Here is a 22,543-nt window from a genome sequence, read left to right on the forward strand (position 1 = left end):
CCGAGGCTCCCTGTTGACCTTGCGGACGACGGGGCTGACCTGCGGAGGGACGACGAGGAGGCACGGGCCTGCCGCGGGCGTCGCCCGCATCGCCAGGCCGTGGCGGCCGTTTGTCCACACCCAACTCCTACTCGTGCGCGCTTTCTCCAACGGTCGCCCGGCTACGCCACGTAGGACGCCCGTACGGTCCGCGAGGTTGCGCAAAGCGTGACACAGACGTGTTACCGGACTGGTCATCCGGTGTCCGTCGGGTTCCTGACCTGCGAAGTCGGCCGATCCCGCCGGCTTTCGTAGACTGCCGGAGCCCCCACATCTCCCATCCGAGGTTGTCACCGTGCTGACCATGCAGGACGCGCTCCTGGCGCTGACCAAGTACTGGACCGATCGCGGCTGCATCGTCGTGCAGCCCTTCAACACCGAGGTCGGTGCGGGCACGCTCAACCCGGCGACGGTGCTGCGGGTCCTCGGCCCCGAGCCGTGGCGGGTGGCGTACGTCGAGCCCAGCGTCCGGCCCGACGACGCGCGCTACGGCGAGAACCCGAACCGGTTGCAGACCCACACCCAGTTCCAGGTCATCCTCAAGCCCGACCCCGGCAACCCCCAGGAGCTGTACCTGGGCAGCCTCGAGGCGCTCGGCATCGACATCCGGGCGCACGACGTCCGGTTCGTCGAGGACAACTGGGCCTCGCCCGCGCTCGGCGCGTGGGGGCTCGGCTGGGAGGTGTGGCTGGACGGGCTGGAGATCACCCAGTTCACCTACTTCCAGCAGGCGGGCGGCCAGACGCTCGAACCGGTGTCCGTCGAGGTCACCTACGGCATCGAGCGGATCATGATGGCGCTCCAGGGCGTCGACCACTTCAAGAAGATCGCCTACGCGCCCGGCATCTCCTACGGCGAGGCGTTCGGCCAGGCCGAGTACGAGATGAGCCGGTACTACCTCGACGACGCCGACGTCGACGCCAACAAGCGGCTGTTCGAGGAGTACGCGACCGAGGCCAAGCGGCTGCTGGACCTGCGCCTCCCGGTCCCCGCGCACACGTACGTGCTCAAGTGCTCGCACACGTTCAACGTGCTCGACTCGCGCGGCGCGATCAGCACCACCGAGCGCGCCCGCGCCTTCGCCCGGATGCGGGGCCTCGCCCGCGAGGTGTCCGCGCTGTGGGCGGAGCGCCGCGCCGAGCTGGGGCACCCGCTGGGCGTCGCGGAGGCGCCCGCCCCCGCGGTCGCGCCAACGGCGTTCGCGGAGGTCTCCGAGCCCGCGACGCTGCTGTTCGAGATCGGCACGGAGGAGCTGCCGCCGTCCGAGGTGACCAGGACCGCGGAGGCGGTCCGCGCGGCCGTCACGGACAAGCTGGGGGCCACCAGGCTCACCCACGGCGCCGTCGAGGTGCACGGCACGCCGCGCCGGATCGTGGTGCTGGTCGCCGATGTGGCGCCGCGCGAGCCGGACGCCGAGCGCACCGTGCGCGGGCCCAAGGTGGCCGCCGCGTTCGACGCCGCCGGTGAGCCCACCAAGGCCGTGCAGGGCTTCGCCCGCGGCCAGAAGGTCGAGCTGTCCGAGCTGGGCCGGGTGACCGAGAACGGCGTCGAGCACGTCGCGCTGGTCAAGACCGAGACCGGCCGGGGCGCCGTCGAGGTGCTCAGCGGGCTGCTCGGCGAGGTCGTGGCCGAGCTGCGGTCCGAGAAGAACATGAAGTGGAACGACCCGAAGCTGTCGTTCACCCGCCCGATCCGCTGGCTGCTCGCGCTGCTCGGCGAGACCGCGGTGCCGATCGCGGTGTCCACGCTCCAGGCGGGCACCACGACCCGCGTGCACCGCACCGCCGCCGAGCCCGAGGTGGCCGTGACCACGGCCGACGGCTACGTGGAGTTCCTGACGGGACACGGCATCGACGTCGACGCGTCCGTGCGACAGGCCAAGATCGTGGCGGCCGCGACCGAGCTGGCCGCGTCCGTCGGCGGCGCGGTCGACTTCACCGCCGAGGCAGGTGTGCTGGCCGAGGTGACGAACCTCGTCGAGTGGCCGACGCCGATCCTGGGCGGTTTCGAGGAGCGCTACCTCGACCTGCCCGGCGAGATCCTCACGACCGTCATGCGCAAGCACCAGCGGTACCTGCCGGTGCGGAATGCCGACGGCGAACTGCTGCCGCACTTCGTGGCCGTGGCCAACGGGTCGATCGACGCCGACCGCGTGCGGTCGGGCAACGAGGCCGTGCTGCGCGCCCGGTACGAGGACGCCGCGTTCTTCTGGCGGGCCGACCTCAAGACGCCGCTGGAGGACATGAAGACCGGGCTGGCGAAGCTGACGTTCGCCGACAAGCTCGGCTCGATGGCCGACCGCGCCGACCGGATCGCGTCCCTGGCGACCACGCTGGCCACCCACGTCGACCTCGGTGGCGCGGACGCGACGCTGAAGCGCGCGGGCGAGCTGGCGAAGTTCGACCTCGGCTCGCAGATGGTCATCGAGCTGTCCAGCCTCGCGGGCACGATGGCCCGCGAGTACGCCCGGCACGCGGGGGAGACCGACGAGGTCGCCCAGGCCCTGTTCGAGATGGAGCAGCCCCGGTCCGCCGGTGACCCGCTGCCCGCCTCGACGTCCGGCGCGCTGCTCTCGCTGGCCGACCGGTTCGACCTGCTCGCGGGCCTGTTCGGCATCGGGGCCAACCCGACGGGCAGCTCCGACCCGTTCGGTCTGCGCCGGGCCGCGCTCGGCGCGGTGAGCGTCCTGCGCGCGTTCCCGGAGCTGCGGGCGATCACGCTGCCCGTCGCCCTGGAGGCCGCCCGCGCCCAGCTCGGCCTCGACGTGCCCGCGGAGACCGTCGCCGCGGCCCGCGAGTTCGCCGTGCGGCGCTACGAGCAGGCGCTGCTCGACGCCGGGCACGACCACCGGTTCGTCAACGCGGTCCTGCCGCTCGCCGACGCCCCCGTGGTGGCCGACGAGACGCTGACCGAGCTGACCGGGCTGGCGGGCGACCCGTCGTTCGGCTCGCTGGTGGCCGCGTTGCAGCGGGTGCGCCGCATCGTGCCCGCCGAGACCGCCGGGACCTACGACGCGTCGGCGTTGACCGAACCGGCGGAAGTGGCGCTGCACCGGGCGTTCTCGGGCCTCGGCTCGCGCCCGGAGGGCCTGGCCGCGTTCGTCGCGGCCACGACCGCGCTCACCGCCCCGATCAACACCTTCTTCGACGAGGTGCTGGTCATGGCGGAGGACCCGGCGGTGAAGGCCGCGCGGCTCGGGCTGCTCGCCTCGATCCGCGACCACGCCGCGCCGGTCCTCGACTGGCAGGCGCTGGGCACCGCGCTGGCCTGATCGACCACCCCCGGTGCGCGTCACACCGTGACGCGCACCAGGGGGGTCAGCCCAGCCAGGACACGGCCGCCGCGAGCAGCAGCAGGACCACCGCGAAGACGATGAACGCGTAGCCCCACACCGCGGTCGTGGGTTCCTTGCGGCGGTGGAAGGGCTTCCACAGCAGGTACACGCCGAGCGGTACGACGATCGCGCCCACGAGCACGCCGAGGAACCCCATCCGCAGGCCGGTGTAGTAGCTGTCGGACAGCGGCGGCGAGTTGATGTCGAGCGGCATCGTGGTCAGCGCCAGCACGCCCCACACCCCGAGCACCCAGGCCATCCGCACCCGCGTCCTCGGCAGCAGGTCGTCGTGGTTGACCATGTGGAACCCGGTCGCCGCCAGCGCCCCGCCCGCCGGGAGCCAGCCGACGACGACGGCGAGCACCGGGATCGGGCCGACGAGGTCGCTGACGGCGGGCGCGATCCAGTATCAGAACGCGGGCACCAGGCCGATGAACGCGGCGACGGCCACGATCGTCCAGACGGTCACCTTGCCCGCGGACCACGTCCCGGCACGGGACCGCGGTGCCCGCCTGGCCTCCCGGACCGGGACCGCGCGCACCTGCGCCCGCCGTTCCTCCTTGAGCCGCTTCTTCCGCCCCGCCGACTTCGTCACGCCGGGAATCCTACGAAAGCCAGCCCATCCGCATGACCGTCGCGGCGTACAGCAGGACGAGCACCGAGTAGACGATGAACCCGTAGCCGTACGCGATCCGCTCGGACTCCTTGGTGCTCTCGCCGCGCTGGAACGGCTTCCACAGGAGGAGCACGCCGATCGGCACCACCACGATCGACGAGAGCAGGCCGATCCCACCCGCGTACAGCCCGGCGTGGTAGTCGGGGTGCAGTGCCGGGACGTCGAGCGTGTTCGGGACCGCCAGCAGTCCGAGCACCAGCCACGCGGCGACGAACCGGCCCGCCCGCTTGGCGGTCCGCTCCAGCAGGTCCGGCTGGTTGACCAGGACGAAACCGGAGAAGGCCAGCGCGCCACCGCCCTGGAGCCAGCCCGCGATGACCGACAGCACCGGCACCGGACCCACCACCCGGCTGATCGCGGGGGCGCCGTAGTTCCAGAACAGCGCGTAGAGGGTGATGACCGCGGCGAGACCCGCGAGCAGCCCGAGCGCGACCTTCGCCCCCGACCGCCGGGGCGCCTGGTCCGCTCCCGGTGCCGCGGGCGCCTTGGGGAGCCCTTGACGCTCTGACTTGTGCTTTTCCGCTTCGGTCACGGCCGGAGCATACGAAAGGCCCCCGGTGGAACCGAGGGCCTTTCGCTCATCGGACGTCTCGATCAGATGAAGTTGCCGCCGCGGGTGACCGCGCCGTAGGCGTCCACGATGCCGTAGCCGTAGAAGCCGTTGAACTTCGCGTCACCCTCGCAGGTGGCGTCGAACTCCGGCGTGCGGCCGACGTCCACGTAGGACACGGTCCGCGGGTTCGGGCACGCGCGCTGGGTGGCGGTCTTGGTGAGGACCTTCTCCACCTTGTCCGGCGCCAGGGTCAGCGTGCCGGGGTGCTTCGGGTCGCGCTTGCCGTACTGGCTCACGATGAGCGCCGCGACGCCGGTGGCGTGCGGGGCGGCCATCGAGGTGCCCTGCAGGTACTGGTAGTAGCCGCAGGTGGTGCCCTGGCAGGCCTTCTTGACGCCGGCGGTGAGACCGGCTGGCGTGATCTCGCCCGCGGCGTCGATGGCGCCTTCGGCCAGCGCCACGTTGCGCGGGTAGGTCGACAGGATCAGGTTCTCGTTGGTCCGGTACCAGTCGGTGCCGAGACCGTCGCGGAAGTAGCCGCCGGGGGCCGCGACGGACGCCTGCTCGAGGCCGTAGTTCGAGTAGTCGGCCTTGGCGGTCGACGGGCCGAGCGCGGACACGGAGATGACGTGGTCGCCCTCGGTCGGCAGGTTCAGGCACGACGCGTTGTCGATCGCGCGGTCGCGGGCGTGGTCGGGCGGGTAGTTGGGGCTCGCGATGTCGACGCGCGGCTTGCCCAGGTCCTCGTGGTTGTTGCCGCCCGCGCCGATCAGCGTGACGCCCTTGCGGTGCGCGTAGTTCAGGGCGCGCTGCACGGCGGCGATGATCGACTTCTGCTCGATCTGCTCCTCGGCGCTGTCGGCCGGGTTCGCCTTGCAGTTCATGTACCAGGGGTCGACGTAGAACGACATGTTGATCACGTCGAGGCCGATGTCGGCGCCGTAGGTGAGGGCGTCGACGACGGGCTGCAGGAAGAACGAGCCCGCGTCCTGGCCGCCGCGGATGTTCACGATCGACACGTTGGGCGCGACACCGGAGATGCCGAAGCCGTTCGCCGCCGCGCCGATGGTGCCCGCGACGTGCGTGCCGTGGCCGCCGTCGTCGTGGTTGGCCGGGTCGACGCAGCCGCGGAACTCGCACGGCCCGTCGAACTCGCCGCCGTCGGAGTCGTTCGGGATGTCGATGGTGAAGTTGCGGGAGAGCTGGTTGTTGAAGTTCGGCGCGATGTCCGGGTGGGTGCCGTCGACACCTGTGTCCAGGATGCCGACGTACACGCGCTTGTCACCGGCCTGCTTGGCGCGCGCGATGTCGGAGCGGACCATCTTCAGGCCCCACAGGTCGCCGTCGAGCGGGTCGAGACCCGCGGCGTCCTTGGGCTTCCGAGGGGAGGCGTTCGGCGTGGTGGTCTTGTTCTCGGACTCCACCTCGGCGCGCTTCACCTGGTCCTGGGTGGCCTTCGGCTGCGCGGGGGAGTGGCCGACCGGCTTCACGTGCGCGGCGCCGAGCACGTCGGCGGAGGCCGACACCCGCTCGACGAAGCCCGCCGCGGGCGCCTTGACGGTCAGCACGCCGACGGCGTCGTTGGTCCTGGTCACCTCGCCGCCGGCGAGCGCGATGGCCTTCCTGGCCATGTCGCGGTTGCCGTCCTCCTCCAGGATCACCGTGTACTCGGTGGTGCCCTGCTGCTGGACGGCCGCGGCGGGAGCCCCGCCCGCCGCCTGCGTCCCCGCGGCGAGCAGCGCCACCGTGGTGGCCACCACCAGCGCCGAGGGAACGAGCTTCCTTGTTCTCACCTGAACTGTCTCCTCACACCCGAACCATGGCTGAGTTCCCGACACGGCCCCGACGCCGGTCGAAGGCGACACCCTGACACAGATTTTCGTCCCGCGTCAGACCCTTTGGTATGAGTTCACCGTAAAGCCCGAAGACGCGCGGAGTAGTCGTCCGTGAGCGGAGTGTGATACCCCGATAAACGGTGTGCACCGGGGTCGAACGCGCTGATGGGGATCGGTGGTTCCCGAAATAGGGGTCTATTTCCAACCTTCGGGTAACGAGGGCTTGACTGGTGCGCTCCCCGCGGTGTGGAATTTTGCATTCTCGCATTTGGGGTCACCGACGACCTCATCGGTAAGGGATTGATAGATGCGAAAAACGGCTGGCGCGACTTCCTGCTGCCTGGTGGTCCTGTCCCTCGCGGCGTGCGGATCCCCGGCCGAAGTCGGCACCGCGGCGAGTGGGCGGATCAATGCGAAACCGACGGTGGGGGTGATCCTCCCGGACAAGACCTCGTCCGACCGGTGGGAGACCCAGGACCGCCCGCTGATGGCACAGGCGTTCGGTTTCGCGGGCATCGAGCCCATCATCGAGAACGCCAACGGCGACGAGGACAAGTTCGCCAGCCTGGCCGACGACATGATCAAGCGCGGGGTGAAGGTCCTGATCATCACGCCGCTCACCGCGCAGGGCGGCATCGACGTCGAGCGCAAGGCGCAGGCGGCGAAGATCCCGGTCATCGACTACGACCGGATCAGCCTTGGCGGCAGCGCGGACTACTACGTGTCCTTCGACAACGCCAACGTCGGCGAGCTCCAGGCGGAGGGCATGCTCTCCTGCCTCGGGCAGAAGCCCGGCGCCCAGATCGTCGAGATGCAGGGCGCGCCGACCGACAACAACGCCACGCTCGTCGCCGAGGGGCAGCACCGCAAGCTGGCCTCGAAGTACGACTCGGGCGAGTTGAAGCTGGTCAAGACCCAGGCCGTCGACCAGTGGGACCCCGTGCTCGGCAAGAAGCTCTTCGAGCAGATCCTCTCCGGCAACGGTGGCAAGGTCGACGCGGTGGTCGCCGCGAACGACGGCCTCGCCGGAGCCGTCATCGAGGTGCTCAAGGAGAAGAACCTGGCGGGCACCATCCCGGTGACCGGTCAGGACGCGACCCTGGCGAGCCTCCAGGCGATCCTGCGCGGCGAGCAGTGCATGACGGTCTACAAGCCCATCCGGGACGAGGCGGAGGCGGCCGCGAGGCTCGCCATCGCACTGGCCAAGGACGACGTGGACGGCGCGGACGACCTGGCGACCGGGAACCTCAAGGACCCGGTGGCCAAGCGCGACGTGAAGTCGATCCTGCTGGGCGCCGACCTCATCACCAAGCCGACCGTGAGCAGGCTGGTCGCGGAAAGCGTCGTCCGGCCCGCGGAGTTGTGCGTCGACGACTTGGTGGCCATCTGCAGGCAGAACGACATCGTGGTGAACTGATGTCAAGAGGTGCCCGTTCCGGTGGAAGCCGGGGCGGGCATTCTTGTGTCCGGGGATGGTTCGCCGCTCAGGCGAGACTTGAATTACCCGGTCGATTATTCGTCGGTCCAACCCCCTATTCCCGCTTTCGACGGTAGTGGTCGAACGCGTCATTCCCCGACGCGTGGACCGGGTCGGTCCGGTGCGCGACGGGTGCGTGGCGCTGCCGGGTGGCGTGTGACGTCCACCGGCTGTCGGCGAGCACGCCTGGAAGCTCCAGGAGCAGGGGCGGCGTCAAGGTGACCCGTGCGCGTGCGCGGTGTGGGAGGGTCTCGGTCGGGCGTCCCGTTCCCCTTCGGGTGGACCTGCCAACCATTCATGTTCTCCCCGGAGCGAACCGTAGTCGATCAAAGACCCAGTGTGACGAAAGTGGGTCGGAAAGCGCTACGTTACTGACCTTGTAATGGTTCACGCGGATGCTCGAACAGTCCTGTTTTACGCCTGGAGTGGACGGCGGACTTGACTACTGCCGCCTCGGCGTTATCAACTTTCGCATTATCATAATGTGGAGTCACAGACTTCGGTTGCAAGGGACTGACTAATGCGAAGACTTGCACGTGCGGCTTCCTGCGGTCTTCTGGTCTTGCTCGCGGCGGCGTGCGGTTCGGCCGCCGACGACGGGGCCGAGTCGTCCGCCCAGGCCAAGGGCAAACCGACCGTGGGCGTGATCCTCCCCGACAAGACGTCGTCGGCGAGGTGGGAGGACCAGGACCGCCCGCTCCTGGCGCAGGCGTTCGGGTTCGCGGGCATCGAGCCCGTCGTCGAGAACGCCGACGGCGACGAGGCCAGGTTCGCGACCCTCGCGGACGACATGATCAGCAGGGGCGTGAAGGTCCTGATGATCACCCCGCTGACCCCCGAGGGCGGTGCCGCCGTCCAGCGCAAGGCGAAGGCGGCGAACATCCCGGTCATCGACTACGACCGCATCACCCTCGGCGGCACGGCCGAGTACTACGTCTCGTTCGACAACATCGCGGTCGGCGAACTCCAGGCCGAGGGGCTGCTGTCCTGCCTCGGCGAGAAGCCGGGCGGGCAGATCATCGAGATCCAGGGCGCCCCCACCGACAACAACGCCACGCTCTTCGCCGACGGCCAGCAGCGGAAGCTGGCCGCGAAGTACGACTCCGGCGCGTTGAAGCTGGTCAAGAGCCAGGCCATCGAGAAGTGGGACGCGGCCATCGGCAAGCAGCAGTTCGAGCAGATCCTGGACGCCAACGGCGGCAAGGTCGACGGCGTGATCGCCGCCAACGACGGTCTCGCGGGCGGGGTCATCGAGGTGCTCAGGGAGAAGAACCTGGTCGGCAAGGTGCCGGTGACGGGTCAGGACGCCACGCTGGCGGGCCTCCAGGCGATCCTGCGCGGCGAGCAGTGCATGACGGTCTACAAGCCCATCCGGGACGAGGCCGAGGCCGCCGCGAGGCTCGCCATCGCGCTCGCCAAGGGCGACGTGGACAGCGCGGACGACCTGGCGACCGGCAACACCAAGGACCCGGTGGGCAAGCGCGACGTGAAATCGGTCCTCCTGGGCGCCGACTTGATCACCAAGCCGACCGTGAGCCGATTGGTGGCCGAAGGCGTCGTGAAGGGTTCGGAACTCTGCGTCGGCGATCTGGTGTCGATCTGCGCCCAGAACAACATCGTCGTCAACTAGCGGACGCGGTGGTCGTTCCGGTCGCGATCGGACGGCCACCGTCAATCCGGTAGGTCGTGCCTGCCGGAGATGAACTCCTGGAACCTGATCTTCAGCCGGATGAGCGGTTGGCGCACCCGCGCCTCCCGCCGATAGGCGCGGCGCAGTTTCCGGGAGTCGTCGGCGTAGCGCCAGCGGGCCCACGGCGAACCCGGCCTGGCGAGCCGCAGCGCGCCGATCTCCGGCAGCACGGGCACCAGCAGGCCGAGCAGACCGGTCCAGATCTTGCCCTTGAGCAACGAGATGATGGCGAACGCGACGTTCACCAGGATCGCGGCCAGCCGCAGCACGAGCGTCTTCGTGGCGCTGTCGGTCTCGGCCGGGGTGAGGAAGTCGTCGTAGCCCAGCGGTCGCGCCCCGAGCAGCAGCAGCCCCGTCATGCCGATCGCGAGGAACACCGCGTCGACCGACAGCCTGCCGTTCTTGGTCCAGTACACGTCCCGCAGGTGCAGGATGAGCGCGAACTCGTCGAGCACGAGCGCCGCCCCCACGCCCAGCGTCGCCGCCGCGGTCAGCCGCAGCCAGTGCACGTCGTCCGGCGCCGCCAGGCCCGCCACGCCGCCGATGAGCATGAACACGGTGCCGAACACGACGTGGTGGATGTGCGTGCCGCCGGGCGTGATGTTGCCCGGCCACCAGCGCACCTTGGCCCGGATCAGCCGGACGCTGATCCGGATGAACACGAACGCGACGACGAGCCCGACGAAGAAGAACAGCAGTCGATCGCTGCCGGAGCTGACCAGGCCGGGGCCCGTCGACGTCGACAGGTGGACGGCCACTGGTGGTGATTCCTCCCGGATCGCACTGGTGAACGGGACATTACGCCCACGAGTGCCGAGCCCGGCCGGTTCGGTCCGATGAAGATCGGGCGAACGGTTCGGTGTCCGCGCCCGGTCGGTCTAGAACGTGACGCCGCCCTGGATGTCCCCCGCCTGGAGGACCTTCCCGTGCACGGTGCCGGAGATCTGGTTGGTGATGTGCCCGGTCTGGGAGACGCTCGTCTTCTCCCACTCGCCCCGCAGCCGCCTGCCGAACTCCGGGTCGGCCCGCTCGGCCCGCTCCAGCGTCTCGCCCAGTTCGACGACCTCGGGGGAGCCCGGCCCCGCGGCCTCGGCGGCCTCGAACACGGCGGTGGCCTGCGGGTCGTCCGCGAACTTCGACTTGACCAGCTGGTAGAGCCCGGTCACGGCCTTGGTGACGACCGCGGTGGCGATGGAGAGCAGGACGGGTTCGGGCACGGCGGCGCTCCTCGGGCTCGGCTTGGCGGTACGTCGCCGCAGAGTGACCACAGCTGAGCCGAGCGTAGCAGCCCGGCGGGCTGAAAAATCTCGGCTCGACGCGCGCAGGTTCCGCGTGGTTGACTGTCCGAGGTCGTAAAAAGTTTCTGTGTTCGTGTTTGACCACGCTCGCGGAACGACGTTGCGGGCGCGAAGCTTTCCTCCGGGTCTGGCGGGAGTTGCCGCAACTGCGACTTCGGTCCCAGCGCACCCGTTAGAGGAGAAGTAGCAAGATGGCTGTAGAAGGCACCGTGAAGTGGTTCAACTCGGAGAAGGGCTTCGGCTTCATCTCCCCGGACAACGGTGGCGCCGACGTGTTCGTGCACTACTCGGAGATCCAGACCAGCGGCTACCGCAGCCTGGAGGAGAACCAGCGCGTGGAGTTCGAGATCGGACAGGGCCAGAAGGGTCCGCAGGCCCAGTCGGTCCGTCCGCTCGGCTGATCCGAGTCTCCTGACTCATTGAGTCCCCGGACTCGCGCGAGCCGCCAATCCCCGCAGGGGGTTGGCGGCTTACGCTTTTTCCGGTCCCGAACGGGTACCCGAGCGCGGTACCGTCGAGTGCCGGACCTGCGGAGGGAGATACGCGGTGCGCGCTATCCGTGCTGGTGTGGTTCTGATCTTCCTGCTGGTACTGGCACCTTCCGCGCGCGCGGCCACCGGTACGTACCTCCGGCTGGCCCACCTGGCCCCCGGAACGGCGGGCGTGGACGTCCTGCTCACCCCGGTGGCGGGCGGCACGTCGGTCCTCACCAAGGGCGTGGACTACGGCGACCTGCTGGACTACCGGCGGATCGAGGCCGGGGACTACACGATCGAGTGGCGTCCGCTGGGCGCCGAAGCGGCGTCGAAGCCGCTGCTGTCCGCGACCGTGCACGCCGTGCAGGGCCGCGCCTACACCGTCGCGGGCCTGGGCACCACCGACAAGCTGTCGCTGAAGGTGCTCGACGACGACGTCACGCTGCCGCAGGCGGGCAAGGCCCGGCTGCGGATGATCAACGCCGCGCCCGGCTCCTCCTCCGCGGACCTGCTCCGCGACGGCTCGCTGCTCATCCAGCAGGCGGTGTTCGCCGAACCGACCCTGTACGCGCTCGTGGACCCCGGCTCGTCCTCGTTGCAGGTGACTCCGCGCGGAGCGGGTCCGGTGACGCTGGCGGCCAACCTGGAGGCCAGCGGGGTGTACACGGTGCTCGTCCTCGAACTCGACGGCGAGGTGACCGCGATGATCCGGGCGGACGCGAAGTCCTCCGAGGTCGTGCCGGGCGGTGGCCAGGAGACCGGGTTCGGCGGCATGGCCGACGGTCACGGCGACACCCCGTGGCCGGTCGTGCCGTTCGCCGCGGTCCTGGTGTGCGCCGGTGTCCTGTGGTCGCGGCGAGATCGGACGGCGTCGTGAGCAAGGGCAAGGTCGCCGCCGCGGTCGGCGCGCTGGTGCTGTTCGCCTACGTCGTGAAACCCGGCGGCGACGAGCCCACCGCGCCTAGGCCGGTGTCCCTGCGCATCCCCGCGATCGCCGTCGACAACGTGGTCACCCGCACCGCCGTCGACACCAAGACCGGCGTGCTGGTGCCGCCGGACCGGGCGGACGTGCTCGGCTGGTACGCCGACGGCGTGGCGCCCGGCGACGCGGGCCCGGCGATCATCGCGGGTCACGTCGACTCGAAGACCGGACCCGGCGTGTTCTTCCGGCTGGGCGACCTCAAGGCGGGCGACCAGGTGTTCGTGGACCGCGAGGACGGCAGCGCGGTCGCGTTCGTGGTCGACCGGACGTACGCGGTGGAGAAGACGGCGTTCCCCACCGACGCCGTCTACGGTCCGACACCCGCGTCCGAACTGCGCCTGGTGACCTGCGGCGGCACGTTCGACCACACGGTGAGCAGCTACCGGGAGAACGTGATCGTGGAGGCCGTGCTCGCCCGTTGACCTTGCTCGACCGGCACCGTTAGCCTCGGGTTCCATGCGTTGGACAACGTTGTCGGTGGTGGTCCTGCTCGTGGTCGCCGGGTGTTCCGGTGGCGAGTCCTCGGTGCCGGGCGCCGCCCCGGCGTCCGCGATCGACGCCCTCCTGGCCAAGGCCCCGGTCGCGGCGAACCTGCCCGCCGGATCGGCCATGGCCCGGATCAGGGAACGCGGTGAGCTGCTGATCGGCGGCTCGCTGGACGCCCCGCTGCTGTCCCAGCAGGACCCCGGCACCGGCGAGCTGACCGGTTTCGACGCCGACCTCGGCAAGCTGCTGGCCAAGTACGTCCTCGGTGAGCCGAAGACGAAGCTCGTCATCTCCACGTCCGAGACCCGTGAACCGCTGCTGGCCAACGGGACCGTGGACGTGGTCCTGCAGACGTACACGATCACTCCGCAGCGGGCGGAACGCGTCGCGTTCGCCGGGCCGTACTACTCGTCGGGGCAGGCCATCGCCGTGCGGAACGGCACCGACGGCATCGCGAAGCCCGCGGACCTGTCCGGGCACAAGGTGATCGCGGGCGCCAACACCCCCGCGATCGCCGCGATCAAGGCCGCCGCGCCGACCGCCGAGATCGTCGAGTTCGGGTCCGACCCGGAGTGCCTGACGGCGTTGCGGCAGGGGCGCGGCGAGGCGTACGTGCAGGACCAGGCGCTGCTGATCGCCGACGCCGCCCAGGACGAGGACCTGCGGCTGGTCGGCGAGCCGTTCACCACCGACCCCTACGGCATCGGCATCAAGCACGGCGACGACCAGTTCAAGCGGTTCGTGGACGACTGGCTGCGCGAGATCCAGAAGTCCGGGCTGTGGCAGGACGTGTGGCGCAACTCCATCGGCACGGTGGTGACCGGCGAGCCGCCGACCCCGCCCGCGATCGGCTCCGCGCAGGGCTCGTGAGCCACCTCCCGGCGCTCGTCGACGGCTTCCTGACGACGCTCGCGCTCGTGGCGCTGTCGTTCGCCGGCGCGTTCGCGCTCGGCCTGGTCGTGGTGGTGCTGCGGATCGCCCCGGTGGGGGTGCTGCGCGCGGTCGGCACGGGGTACGTGGAGACGTTCCAGAACATCCCGCTGCTGGTCTGGCTGGTGCTGTTCGTGTTCGGGCTGCCCGAGATCGGCGTCCGGTTCCCGCTGTTCACCACGGCCGTCGTGGTGATCTCCCTGTACGAGGCCGCCTACGTCGCCGAGGCGCTGCGGTCCGGCGTCAACACGGTGGCGCACGGGCAGGGCGAGGCGGCACGCGCGCTCGGGCTGACGTTCGGCCAGTCGCTGCGGCACGTGGTCGTGCCGCAGGCGGCGCGGCGGGTCGTGCAGCCGTTGGGGAACATCGGGATCGCGCTGACCATGAACACGTCGCTGGCCGCCGTCGCGGGGGTGGTGGAGCTGACCGCGTCGGCGAACCGGGTCAACCTCGTGGAGGCGCTGCCGATCCCCATCTTCGTCGGCGCGGGCCTCTGCTACGCGCTGCTCGCGGCGGGCATCGGTGGTCTCGCCGGCCTGCTGGAGCGGAGGCCGGCCACGTGATGTTCGACCCGCCGGGCCCGCGCGGCCGTCGCCGGAGCCGGATCGCGACCGCCGTCTCCGCGCTCGTGGTGCTGGCACTGGTCGCCGTGGCCGTGCGGAGGTTCGACGCGGCAGGCCAACTGGACCTCGCGAAGTGGCGGCCGTTCCTGACCTGGCCGGTGTGGCGGTACCTGCTGACCGGGCTGTGGGCGACGGTCCTGGCCGCGGCGGCGGTGTTCGCGCTGGCGTCGGTCGCGGGGCTGGGGCTCGCGTTCGGTCGGATGTCGAGGTTCCCGTGGCCGTTCCGGGCCTACGTCGAGGTGATGCGCACGATCCCGGTGCTGCTGCTGATCTACGTGGCGCTGTTCGTGCTGCCGGGGTACGGGCTGGACCTGCCGCTGTTCTGGAAGCTGGTGCTGCCGCTGGCTTTCTCGCACGCCGCGCAGTTCGCCGAGGTCTTCCGCGCGGGCGTGCTGGCCGTCGACCGGGGGCAGGGCGAGGCGGGCGCGTCGCTCGGGCTGACGCCCGCGCAGAACATGCGGCTGGTCGTGCTGCCCCAAGCGGTTCGCAACGTGCTGCCGTCGTTGGTGAGCCAGACCGTGGGACTGCTCAAGGACACCGCGCTCGGGTACGTGGTGAGCTACCTGGAGCTGCTGCAGAGCGGTCGGGTGCTGGCGAACTTCAACCACCTGCTGATCCAGACGTTCCTCGTGGTGGCGCTGGTCTACCTCGTCGTGAACGCGTCGCTGTCCAAGCTCGCCCGGTACCTGGAGGCCCGAAGTGCACGATCCGCTCGCTGAGGTCACGAGGTCGGGGTTCGTGGAGAGCAGGCACTTCGGCAGCGTCGTCGGGCTCGACCCGTCCGGCGCCGTGGTGCTGCGGCGGGGACCGGTCGACGACCCGGTGCTGCCCCGATCGACCGCGAAACCCTTCCAGGCCTTGGCCTGCCTGGCCGCGGGAGCCCCGTTGACCGGGCCCGCGCTGGCCGTCGCGGCGGGCAGCCACACCGGCCTCGACCGGCACGTGGACGTGGTCGCACGGGTGCTCGCCGACGCCGGGCTGACGCCGGACGCGCTGCGCTGCGTCGAGTCGTGGCCGGAGGACGAGCCGACCCGCGACGCCCTGATCCGGGCTGGGGAGGAGCCCTCGCGGATCAGGATGAACTGCTCGGGCAAGCACGCCGGGATGCTCGCGGGCTGCGTGGCGTCCGGCTGGTCGGTGCACGACTACCTCGACCCCGGGCACCCGTTCCAGGTGCTGGTGCGGGCCGGACTGGAGGCGTTGGCGGGGGAGCGGTCCACGCACACCGCGGTCGACGGGTGCGGCGCCCCGCTGTTCGCGGTGTCGCTGGTCGGGCTGGCGCGTGCCGTGCGGGGGTTGGCGCACACGCCGGTGGCCGACGCGATGCGGGCGCACCCGGAGTTCGTCGGCGGGCCGGGGCACGTGAACACCGAGGTCATGCGGCTGCTGCCCGGAGTGGTGGCCAAGGGCGGCGCGGAGGGCGTGCTGGTGCTCGCGACCGCGGACGGGCACGCGGTGGCCGTGAAGGTGATCGACGGCGGGCTGCGCGCGACCACCGCGATCGGGCTGGTCGCGTTGCGGTCACTGGGTTTCGACGTCACGGCCGCCGCCGAGCACCTGAGCGTTCCGGTGTTCGGCGGCGGCCGTGAGGTGGGGCGGATCGTGCCGGTCTAGGGGCGCATCTCGTACGCGCCGGACAGGGCCTTGACCTGCTCCCAGACCCGGCCGAACCGGGCCTCGTCGACGACCGGCTTGCGGACCTGGCCCAGCGCCCACGCCTGCTGCGCGTCGGTGGAGGAGGCCTTGCCGTGCAGGGCGACCGCGCAACCGGAGAAGTCGCGGACCAGGACGTCGAAGACCTGGTCGAGGACGCTCCGGTCGACGCCGGTCAGCTCGGCCTGCTCCAGGACCAGCTGGCCGTAGACCACGAGCGTGAACAGGTGGCCCAGGTTCAGCAGGAAATCCAGGTCCTTCTGCTGGTCGGCGTCCGGCGCGGCCGTGGTGAGCAGCGTCTTCAACGCCGCCGCCTGCTCGTGGAAACGGGCCACGTTGGGCACCTCCGCGAACGCGCGGTAGGGCACCTCCCAGTCGGTGAACCGGATCCGACCGAGTCCGCGGGCCGGGCCCTGGCGGAAGAGGAACCCGTCGTCCGCGGCGTCGTGCCGGGTCGGGACGGCCGGGTACTCGGTGGGGTTGAACAAGTAGTTCGGCATGAACTTGAGCACCAGGGCCAGGTTCACGTGCACGGTGCCCTCGAGCTTGGGCAGCGCGCGGATGTCGCGGGCGGCGCGGGCGAAGTAGGTGTCCTTCTCGAACCCCTTGGCCGCGATCACGTCCCACAGCAGGTCGATCACCTGCTCGCCCTCGCTGGTCACCTTCATCTTGGTGATGGGGTTGAACAGCAGGTAGCGGCGGTCCTCCGGGGAGGCCGAGCGGAAGTAGTCGACCGAGCGGTCCGCGAACAGCTTCATCGCGACCAGCCGCGCGTACGCGTCGACGAAACCCTGCCGCACGTGCGGGAAGTCGGTGACCGGGTTGCCGTAGAGGATCCGGTTGTGCGCGTGCGTGATCGCCTCGTAGAAGGCGTGCTCGCTGATGCCGATCGACGCCGTGCACAGGTTGAACTTGCCGACGTTGACCGTGTTCAGCGCCGCGCTGAACGCCTCGGCGCCGCTGTGCAGCAGATCGTCCTGGCCGATCGGGTAGTCCTCCAGGCGGAACTCGCTGACGAACATCTGCGAGTCGACCACGTTCTGCACCAGGTGGAAGTGCTCGTCCTGGCTGTTCACGGCGAAGAACACGTACCCGTCGGCGCCCTCGACGTCCGAGCGGCGACCGAAGACCGACACCATCCCGGCCACGTTGCCGTTGCCGATGTAGTACTTGCCGCCGTTCGCCCTGAAAAGAGGGCCAGTGGAGCCGTCGTGGTGTTCATCCTGCTGAGTGGGCGTGAGGATCATGTCGGTGGAGTAGACGTCCGCGCCGTGCTCCTTCTCCGACAGCCCGAACGCGAACACCGCGCCGTCGTCGAGGAGGTCGGCCGCGCGCTTGCGGGCGGTGGCGTTGTCGCTCATCCAGATCGGGCCGAGGCCCAGGATCGTGACCTGCCAGGCGTACCAGTACTGGAGGCCGTAGAAGCCCAGCACCTCGCTCAGCGCGGCGTTGCGCGCGGCGTCCCAGCGCTTGTCCGGGTCGCCGTCGGCGTTCGCCGCGGGCGTCTGGAACTTCGCGAACAGCTTCTCGCGCTTCACGAAGTCGAGGAACTCGGTGTACCAGACCCGCTCCTGGTCGTCCTCGGTCAGCTGCCGCTTCCCCCGGTTCTCGAACCAGTCGATCGTCGCCCGCAACAACCGCCTGCTCTCCTCGTCGAGGTGCTTCGGGTCGTAGGTGTTGGGGTCGAACAGCGAGTCCGCCACCGTGGCTCCCTTCAGGTCGAGTCCACTCCGGTCGCACGCTACCAGCCGGTAACATAGTTGGTCGGCCCAGCCGATCCGCGGCTGCCTAGTCGACCATCGCCCGGTAGGCGGGCCGGAGCAGGTCCACCACGTTCCGCTTCCGCACCACCAGTGGCAGCGGGTCCACCTGGTCCAGCACGGCGTCCGCCTGCCCGGTGACCAGGTCCCCCACGCCCACCGCGGCCGCGGTCGGCCGTTCCCAGAAGTTCTCCAGGCAGTCCTCCAGCGGGACCACCACCACCTCTTCCTGCCGCTGCTCCTGCGCCCGCACCGACCCGCGCAGCGCCCGCAGGTTCTCCAGCAGCTCCCCGCGCTCCCGGCCCCGCCAGGCGAAGATCTCGAACGGATCGGTGTCGAACGACTCCGCCAGCAGGTAGCAGGTGGCGGCCAGGTGCTTGCACGGCACCTCCCAATCGGGACAGGTGCAGTCCATCGACAGCTCGCGCATCGTCGACGGGAACAGCGCCAGCCCCAGCTCCGCGAACACGTCCTCGATCTCGGGTGGCATCTCCCCGGCCAGCAGCTTCGCCGTGAAGAGGGCCTGCCCCGCCAGCGCCCGCTCGATCCGGCGCCACTCCTCGTCGTCGAACTTCTTCACGCCGATCCGCGCCCGGTAGGGGTTCGGCCGCGACCCCGCGATCAGGGCCAGCACCATGCTCGTCGACAGCGACATGCTGATCACCTGGCCGGTCCGCGCGTAGGCCCGCCCCTGGCTGAGCCCGCTGCCCATCCCGAACGACTCCAGCACCTCGATGAACCGCCGCGACCACCACGTCTGGGCGACCTCGCCGCGCTTGCTGCGCAACGTGAGCCCGCCGTCGACCCGCAGGGGGCGCTTCGGACCGCGCTCAACCACCGACGGCCTCCGGCGACAGCGTGAGCAGCTCCCGCAGCTGCCCGGTCGACAGCTCGGTCAGCCAGTTCTCCCCGGCGCCCACGACGAGCTGCGCCAGCGAGCGCTTCTCCTCGATCATGGTGTCGATCCTCTCCTCCAGCGTGCCGATGCAGACGAACTTCCGCACCTGCACGTGGCCGCGCTGCCCGATCCGGAACGCCCGGTCGGTCGCCTGGTCCTCGACCGCGGGGTTCCACCAGCGGTCGAGGTGGATGACGTGGTTGGCGGCGGTCAGGTTCAGCCCCGTCCCACCCGCCTTGAGCGACAGCACGAAGATCGACGGCCCGGTGTCGGACTGGAACCTCTCGACCATCCGGTCCCGCGCCTTCTGCGTGGTCCCGCCGTGCAGGAACAGCACCTCGGTGTCGAACCGCGCGGCCAGGTGCGGCACGACCATCGCGCCGAACCTGGTGAACTGCGTGAAGCACAGCGCCTTGTCCCCGTCGGCCAGCGCCTCTTCGAGCACCTCCTCCAGCCGGTCGAGCTTGCCGGAGCGCCCCGCCACCGGCGACCCGTCGCCGAGCAGCTGCGCGGGGTGGTTGCAGACCTGCTTGAGCTTCGACATCGTCGCGAGCACCAAACCCTTGCGCTGCAACCCTTCCGCTTCCTCGATCCGCTCCAGCATGTCGTTCACCACCGCGCGGTACAGCGTCGCCTGCTCGACGGTGAGCGTGCAGAGCTGCTTCATCTCCAGCTTGTCCGGCAGGTCGTCGATGATCCGCGGGTCGGTCTTGAGCCGTCGCAGCACGAACGGCCCGGTGATCCGCCGCAGCCGCACGGCGGCGTCCTCGTCGCGGTAGCGCTCGATCGGCACCGCGAACCGCGCCCGGAACGCGTTCAGCGACCCGAGCACGCCGGGATTGGCGAAGTCCATGATCGACCACAGCTCGGCCAGCCGGTTCTCCACCGGCGTCCCGGTCAGCGCGATCCGCTGTCGCGCACGGAAACCCCGCACCGCCCGTGATTGCAGCGTGGCGCTGTTCTTGATGTTCTGCGCCTCGTCCAGCACGACCCGGTCCCACTCGACCTCGGCCAGCCGGGCCGCGTCCCGCGTCGCCGTCGTGTAGGTCGTGATCACCAGGTCGTGCTCCGCCGTCGCCGCCCGCAGCTCCGCGCCGGTCAGCCGGTCGCTGCCGTGGTGGACGTGCACCGACAGCCCCGGCGTGAACCGCGCCGCCTCGCGCTGCCAGTTGCCGACCACCGACATCGGGCACACGACCAGCGTCGGCGGCCGCTTCCCGTCCTGCCGGGTCAACGCCTCCAACGCCAGCAGCTGCACGGTCTTGCCCAACCCCATGTCGTCGGCCAGGCACGCCCCGAGCCCCAGCTCGTCGAGGAACGCCAGCCACGCCAGGCCGCGCAGCTGGTAGGGCCGCAACGTCGCGTGCAGCCCGGCCGGCGGCTCCACCAGCTCCAACCGCTGCTCGGCCTGCCCGGACAGCAGATCCCCGAGCCACCCGTCACCGCTGACCCCGGTCACCGGCAACGGCAACTCGGCCTCAGTCGGCTGCGACCCGAACTGAGGTCCGGACTGCGACCCGAACTGCGGTCCGGACTGCGAATGGGACTGCGGTCCGGACTGCGACCCGAACTGCGACTGCGATCCGGACTGCCACAGCACCTGCGCCGCGGGCATCCGCCCGGTACCGCCCCGCTTCAGGAACGCGAGCCCCGCGGTCAGCCGCTGCTGGTCCACGTGCACCCACTGCCCGCGCACCCGCACCAGCGGCGTCTTCGCCGCCGCCAGCTCGGCCAGGTCGTCCTCGGTGAGCCGCTCCTCACCCAGCGCCAGGTCCCACCGGTAGTCCACCAGCACCTTGAGCCCGAGCTTGCTCTCCGACTCCACCACGCCCACCGCGCCACGGGTGGTCGCCGTCAGCGTCAACCCGAGCACCCGCGGCTCCCGCCACCACGCGGGCAGCAGCACCCCGAACCCCGCCTGCGCCAACAACGCGGCCCGCGTCAGGAACTCGTACGCCCCCGCGGCGTCCAACTCCAACCCCGTCGGATGCCGCTCCCGCAACGCCTCGTCCAACTCCGGGTAGATCCGGCCCGCCCGCCCCAGATCGGCCAGCAACGCCTCCTGCGGATGATCCACCCACCGCCACAGCACCCCGTCATCCCGCCAGACCTGCTCGGCGAGCACCACCACACCGGGCTCGTCGACCGCCTGCAACAGGAACTCCAACCGCCACCCCTCGTTGGCGGGGCCCCCTTGATCCGGCGAACTCAGCCGGAAGCACACCCGAACAGGACTCTCCCGCTCAGCGCTTTTCCGCCAGGCCCCCAACTTCTCCCGCAGCACAAGGAGATCGGCGGAACCGACCTCGAACACCGGCTCCTTCACCAACGCCCGCAACCACAGGTCGGTCGACGTACGCCCCCGCGTCAAAGAGGACATACCGCCAAGTCTGCTCCGAACCTCCCGATCCACGAGCGCGTCCACCACACCGCGCAACGCACTGGCCGGACTGCCCACACCCTCCGCGGCGCGGAACGACGGCGGCATCGAATCCCGCAACACCCCGAACCGCGCCAGGTCCACACCGGACAGCACCGGCACCCACCGCGCCACCGCGGCATCCGCCTCGACAGACGGCAAAACCCGCCCACGCCCCACCAGCCCCCGCGCGAACGCCACCACTTCCCCCAGATACCGAACCGACCCCCCGGTCCGCACCCCACCCACCCCTTCCGGCACCCCGTCCACCACCACAACGGGCACCACCCACCCCCGCAGCCCCACCACCCCCCGAGGCCGCTCCTCTTCTTCAGCTTCCACAAACGGATCCCGCACCAACTCCGGCGACGCCACCGGCTCCGCCTCGTACGACGGCAACCGCACCACCAACGCCCCGACCCCACCCCCGAGCAACCCACCCAGCACATCCCCACCCACCGCGAACGGATGCACCGGCCCGCCAAGCGATTCGGCCCCGCCCCAAGGCGACTCACCGGCCGCGGGCTCCCCGCCGTCAACCGGGGAACGCACATCGAGCCGCTGGTGCGGTACGCCCGCAGCGATGCTTGCTCGCCGTCCGGCCCCGCCGACAGTCGAACCACCGATGGGCAAACCGCTGGCGAGTGAACCACCGATAGGCAAGCCGCCGAGGGACGAACCACCGACGGCCGAACCGCCGAGGGGCGAACCGCCAGTGGGCGGACCACCAATAGGCGAACCGCCGACGGACGGGCCATCGGTGGGCGTGCCATCGGCGGGTGGGCTATCGGTGGGCGGACCGCTGGCGGGTGGACCATCAAGAGGCGAACCACCGGCGGACGGGCCATCGGCGGGTGGACGATTGGTGGGTGAACCGCTGGCCAGTAAGCCATCGAGAGGCGAACCGCCAGTGGGCGTGCCGTCGGCGGACGGGCCGTCGGTGGGTGAACCGCCAACGGGTGAATCGCCTGCGGGCAAACCATCGGCGGGCGAACCGCCGACCTGTCGTGGTGTAGGGCCTTCTCCTCGGAGGGCGCCCGACGTCAGCCCTCCTGGACCTCCGTCGGCAACGAGCGCCGGTGACCTCGGCCCGCCGAAGGACGCGTTCGCGCTCCCTGCGAGTTCGGCCGCGGCCGCCTCTTCGGGTCGCCGTGCTGAGAGCCCCGCCACTACCGCGGAGTCCGGCGTCGACCCCCCAAGACCTTCGTCGTCGCCGAGTACCGGCGGTGCGGATGGGTCGGGGGACAGGGCGTGGTCGGGTTGCTGTGAGTCTTCCGCCCACAGCGCCAACCGGCCATCGGCCGTGCACAGGCCGTGCAGCACGAACACCTGCGGGACCCTAGTCGGCCCGGTCGGCGGGGCACCGGGTGGTCGGAAAAGAAACCGGTCGTCACACGTCTTGACGATTCGCACC

19 protein-coding genes are annotated in these 22,543 nt (G+C 70.4%); 10 read left to right on the forward strand and 9 right to left on the reverse strand.

Annotated elements, in window-relative coordinates; all coding sequences use genetic code 11:
- Nucleotides 1-343 precede the first annotated feature (343 nt).
- Nucleotides 344-3,310 carry a glycine--tRNA ligase gene (locus RM788_RS31855; RefSeq protein WP_315934815.1) on the forward strand — a complete coding sequence of 989 codons (2,967 nt, stop codon included), beginning with the start codon at nt 344-346 and terminating at the stop codon, nt 3,308-3,310.
- A gap of 46 nt (nt 3,311-3,356) precedes the next feature.
- Here RM788_RS31855 and RM788_RS31860 read toward each other — a convergent pair whose 3' ends face one another.
- The 4 genes from RM788_RS31860 to RM788_RS31875 form a co-directional block, all read right to left on the reverse strand.
- A complete protein-coding gene (locus RM788_RS31860) occupies nt 3,357-3,737 on the reverse strand; it encodes a hypothetical protein (protein ID WP_315921967.1) in 381 nt (126 codons plus the stop codon).
- Nucleotides 3,738-3,782: 45 nt separating this feature from the next.
- The gene (locus tag RM788_RS31865) at nt 3,783-3,968 is read right to left on the reverse strand and encodes a hypothetical protein (RefSeq protein WP_315921969.1); all 186 of its coding nucleotides are present in this window, start codon (nt 3,966-3,968) and stop codon (nt 3,783-3,785) included.
- A gap of 10 nt (nt 3,969-3,978) precedes the next feature.
- Nucleotides 3,979-4,581 (reverse strand): hypothetical protein, encoded by a 603-nt coding sequence (locus tag RM788_RS31870; protein ID WP_315921971.1) that lies wholly within the window; start codon nt 4,579-4,581, stop codon nt 3,979-3,981.
- Between the two features lie 62 nt (nt 4,582-4,643).
- Entirely contained in the window at nt 4,644-6,395 is a 1,752-nt protein-coding gene (locus RM788_RS31875; protein ID WP_315921973.1) for a S8 family serine peptidase, read from the reverse strand.
- Nucleotides 6,396-6,744: 349 nt separating this feature from the next.
- Between RM788_RS31875 and RM788_RS31880 the strand changes: the two genes are divergently transcribed.
- Both RM788_RS31880 and RM788_RS31885 read left to right on the forward strand, forming a co-directional pair.
- A complete protein-coding gene (locus tag RM788_RS31880; protein WP_315921975.1) occupies nt 6,745-7,854 on the forward strand; it encodes a sugar ABC transporter substrate-binding protein in 1,110 nt (369 codons plus the stop codon).
- 580 nt (nt 7,855-8,434) lie between these two features.
- Complete coding sequence (locus RM788_RS31885) at nt 8,435-9,544, forward strand: sugar ABC transporter substrate-binding protein (protein WP_315921977.1); 1,110 nt, start codon at nt 8,435-8,437, stop codon at nt 9,542-9,544.
- A gap of 41 nt (nt 9,545-9,585) precedes the next feature.
- Here RM788_RS31885 and RM788_RS31890 read toward each other — a convergent pair whose 3' ends face one another.
- Both RM788_RS31890 and RM788_RS31895 read right to left on the reverse strand, forming a co-directional pair.
- Nucleotides 9,586-10,362 carry a hypothetical protein gene (locus RM788_RS31890; RefSeq protein ID WP_315921979.1) on the reverse strand — a complete coding sequence of 259 codons (777 nt, stop codon included), beginning with the start codon at nt 10,360-10,362 and terminating at the stop codon, nt 9,586-9,588.
- Between the two features lie 120 nt (nt 10,363-10,482).
- Entirely contained in the window at nt 10,483-10,821 is a 339-nt protein-coding gene (locus RM788_RS31895; RefSeq protein WP_315921981.1) for a hypothetical protein, read from the reverse strand.
- 272 nt (nt 10,822-11,093) lie between these two features.
- Here RM788_RS31895 and RM788_RS31900 point away from each other — a divergent pair, with 272 nt between their 5' ends.
- The 7 genes from RM788_RS31900 (at nt 11,094) to RM788_RS31930 (ending at nt 16,013) form a co-directional block, all read left to right on the forward strand.
- Nucleotides 11,094-11,303, forward strand: coding sequence for a cold-shock protein (locus tag RM788_RS31900; protein WP_106192998.1), 210 nt, complete (start codon nt 11,094-11,096; stop codon nt 11,301-11,303).
- A gap of 166 nt (nt 11,304-11,469) precedes the next feature.
- Entirely contained in the window at nt 11,470-12,255 is a 786-nt protein-coding gene (locus RM788_RS31905; protein WP_315921985.1) for a DUF4397 domain-containing protein, read from the forward strand.
- Nucleotides 12,252-12,782 carry a class F sortase gene (locus RM788_RS31910; protein WP_315921987.1) on the forward strand — a complete coding sequence of 177 codons (531 nt, stop codon included), beginning with the start codon at nt 12,252-12,254 and terminating at the stop codon, nt 12,780-12,782. The genes RM788_RS31905 and RM788_RS31910 overlap by 4 nt, the downstream gene beginning before the upstream one ends.
- A 34-nt stretch (nt 12,783-12,816) precedes the next feature.
- Nucleotides 12,817-13,716, forward strand: a complete 900-nt coding sequence (locus RM788_RS31915; protein ID WP_315921989.1) for a glutamate ABC transporter substrate-binding protein — start codon at nt 12,817-12,819, stop codon at nt 13,714-13,716.
- The gene (locus RM788_RS31920) at nt 13,713-14,339 is read left to right on the forward strand and encodes an amino acid ABC transporter permease (RefSeq protein ID WP_315921991.1); all 627 of its coding nucleotides are present in this window, start codon (nt 13,713-13,715) and stop codon (nt 14,337-14,339) included. The genes RM788_RS31915 and RM788_RS31920 overlap by 4 nt, the downstream gene beginning before the upstream one ends.
- Nucleotides 14,339-15,118 carry an amino acid ABC transporter permease gene (locus RM788_RS31925; protein ID WP_315921993.1) on the forward strand — a complete coding sequence of 260 codons (780 nt, stop codon included), beginning with the start codon at nt 14,339-14,341 and terminating at the stop codon, nt 15,116-15,118. The genes RM788_RS31920 and RM788_RS31925 overlap by 1 nt, the downstream gene beginning before the upstream one ends.
- A complete protein-coding gene (locus tag RM788_RS31930) occupies nt 15,099-16,013 on the forward strand; it encodes an asparaginase (RefSeq protein WP_315921995.1) in 915 nt (304 codons plus the stop codon). The genes RM788_RS31925 and RM788_RS31930 overlap by 20 nt, the downstream gene beginning before the upstream one ends.
- Here RM788_RS31930 and RM788_RS31935 read toward each other — a convergent pair.
- The 3 genes from RM788_RS31935 to RM788_RS31945 all read right to left on the reverse strand — a co-directional run bounded on the left by RM788_RS31935 (nt 16,010) and on the right by RM788_RS31945 (nt 21,264).
- Nucleotides 16,010-17,755, reverse strand: a complete 1,746-nt coding sequence (locus RM788_RS31935; protein WP_315921997.1) for an acyl-CoA dehydrogenase family protein — start codon at nt 17,753-17,755, stop codon at nt 16,010-16,012. The two genes, RM788_RS31930 and RM788_RS31935, sit on opposite strands and share 4 nt — an antisense overlap.
- A gap of 85 nt (nt 17,756-17,840) precedes the next feature.
- Complete coding sequence (locus RM788_RS31940) at nt 17,841-18,650, reverse strand: SWIM zinc finger family protein (RefSeq protein ID WP_315921999.1); 810 nt, start codon at nt 18,648-18,650, stop codon at nt 17,841-17,843.
- On the reverse strand, nt 18,643-21,264 hold the full coding sequence (locus RM788_RS31945; protein ID WP_399340698.1) for a DEAD/DEAH box helicase: 2,622 nt from the start codon (nt 21,262-21,264) through the stop codon (nt 18,643-18,645). The genes RM788_RS31940 and RM788_RS31945 overlap by 8 nt, the downstream gene beginning before the upstream one ends.
- Nucleotides 21,265-22,543: the final 1,279 nt, after the last annotated feature.

The organism is Umezawaea sp. Da 62-37 (genome assembly GCF_032460545.1).
Taxonomy (GTDB): domain Bacteria; phylum Actinomycetota; class Actinomycetes; order Mycobacteriales; family Pseudonocardiaceae; genus Umezawaea.

Excerpts from the sequence above, each read along its gene's own strand:
- RM788_RS31855 (WP_315934815.1), top strand. The coding sequence starts at position 344 with ATGCAGGACGCGCTCCTGGCGCTGACCAAGTACTGGACCGATCGCGGC.
- RM788_RS31900 (WP_106192998.1), top strand. The coding sequence starts at position 11,094 with ATGGCTGTAGAAGGCACCGTGAAGTGGTTCAACTCGGAGAAGGGCTTC.
- RM788_RS31915 (WP_315921989.1), top strand. The coding sequence starts at position 12,817 with ATGCGTTGGACAACGTTGTCGGTGGTGGTCCTGCTCGTGGTCGCCGGG.
- RM788_RS31880 (WP_315921975.1), top strand. The coding sequence starts at position 6,745 with ATGCGAAAAACGGCTGGCGCGACTTCCTGCTGCCTGGTGGTCCTGTCC.
- RM788_RS31925 (WP_315921993.1), top strand. The coding sequence starts at position 14,339 with ATGTTCGACCCGCCGGGCCCGCGCGGCCGTCGCCGGAGCCGGATCGCG.
- RM788_RS31885 (WP_315921977.1), top strand. The coding sequence starts at position 8,435 with ATGCGAAGACTTGCACGTGCGGCTTCCTGCGGTCTTCTGGTCTTGCTC.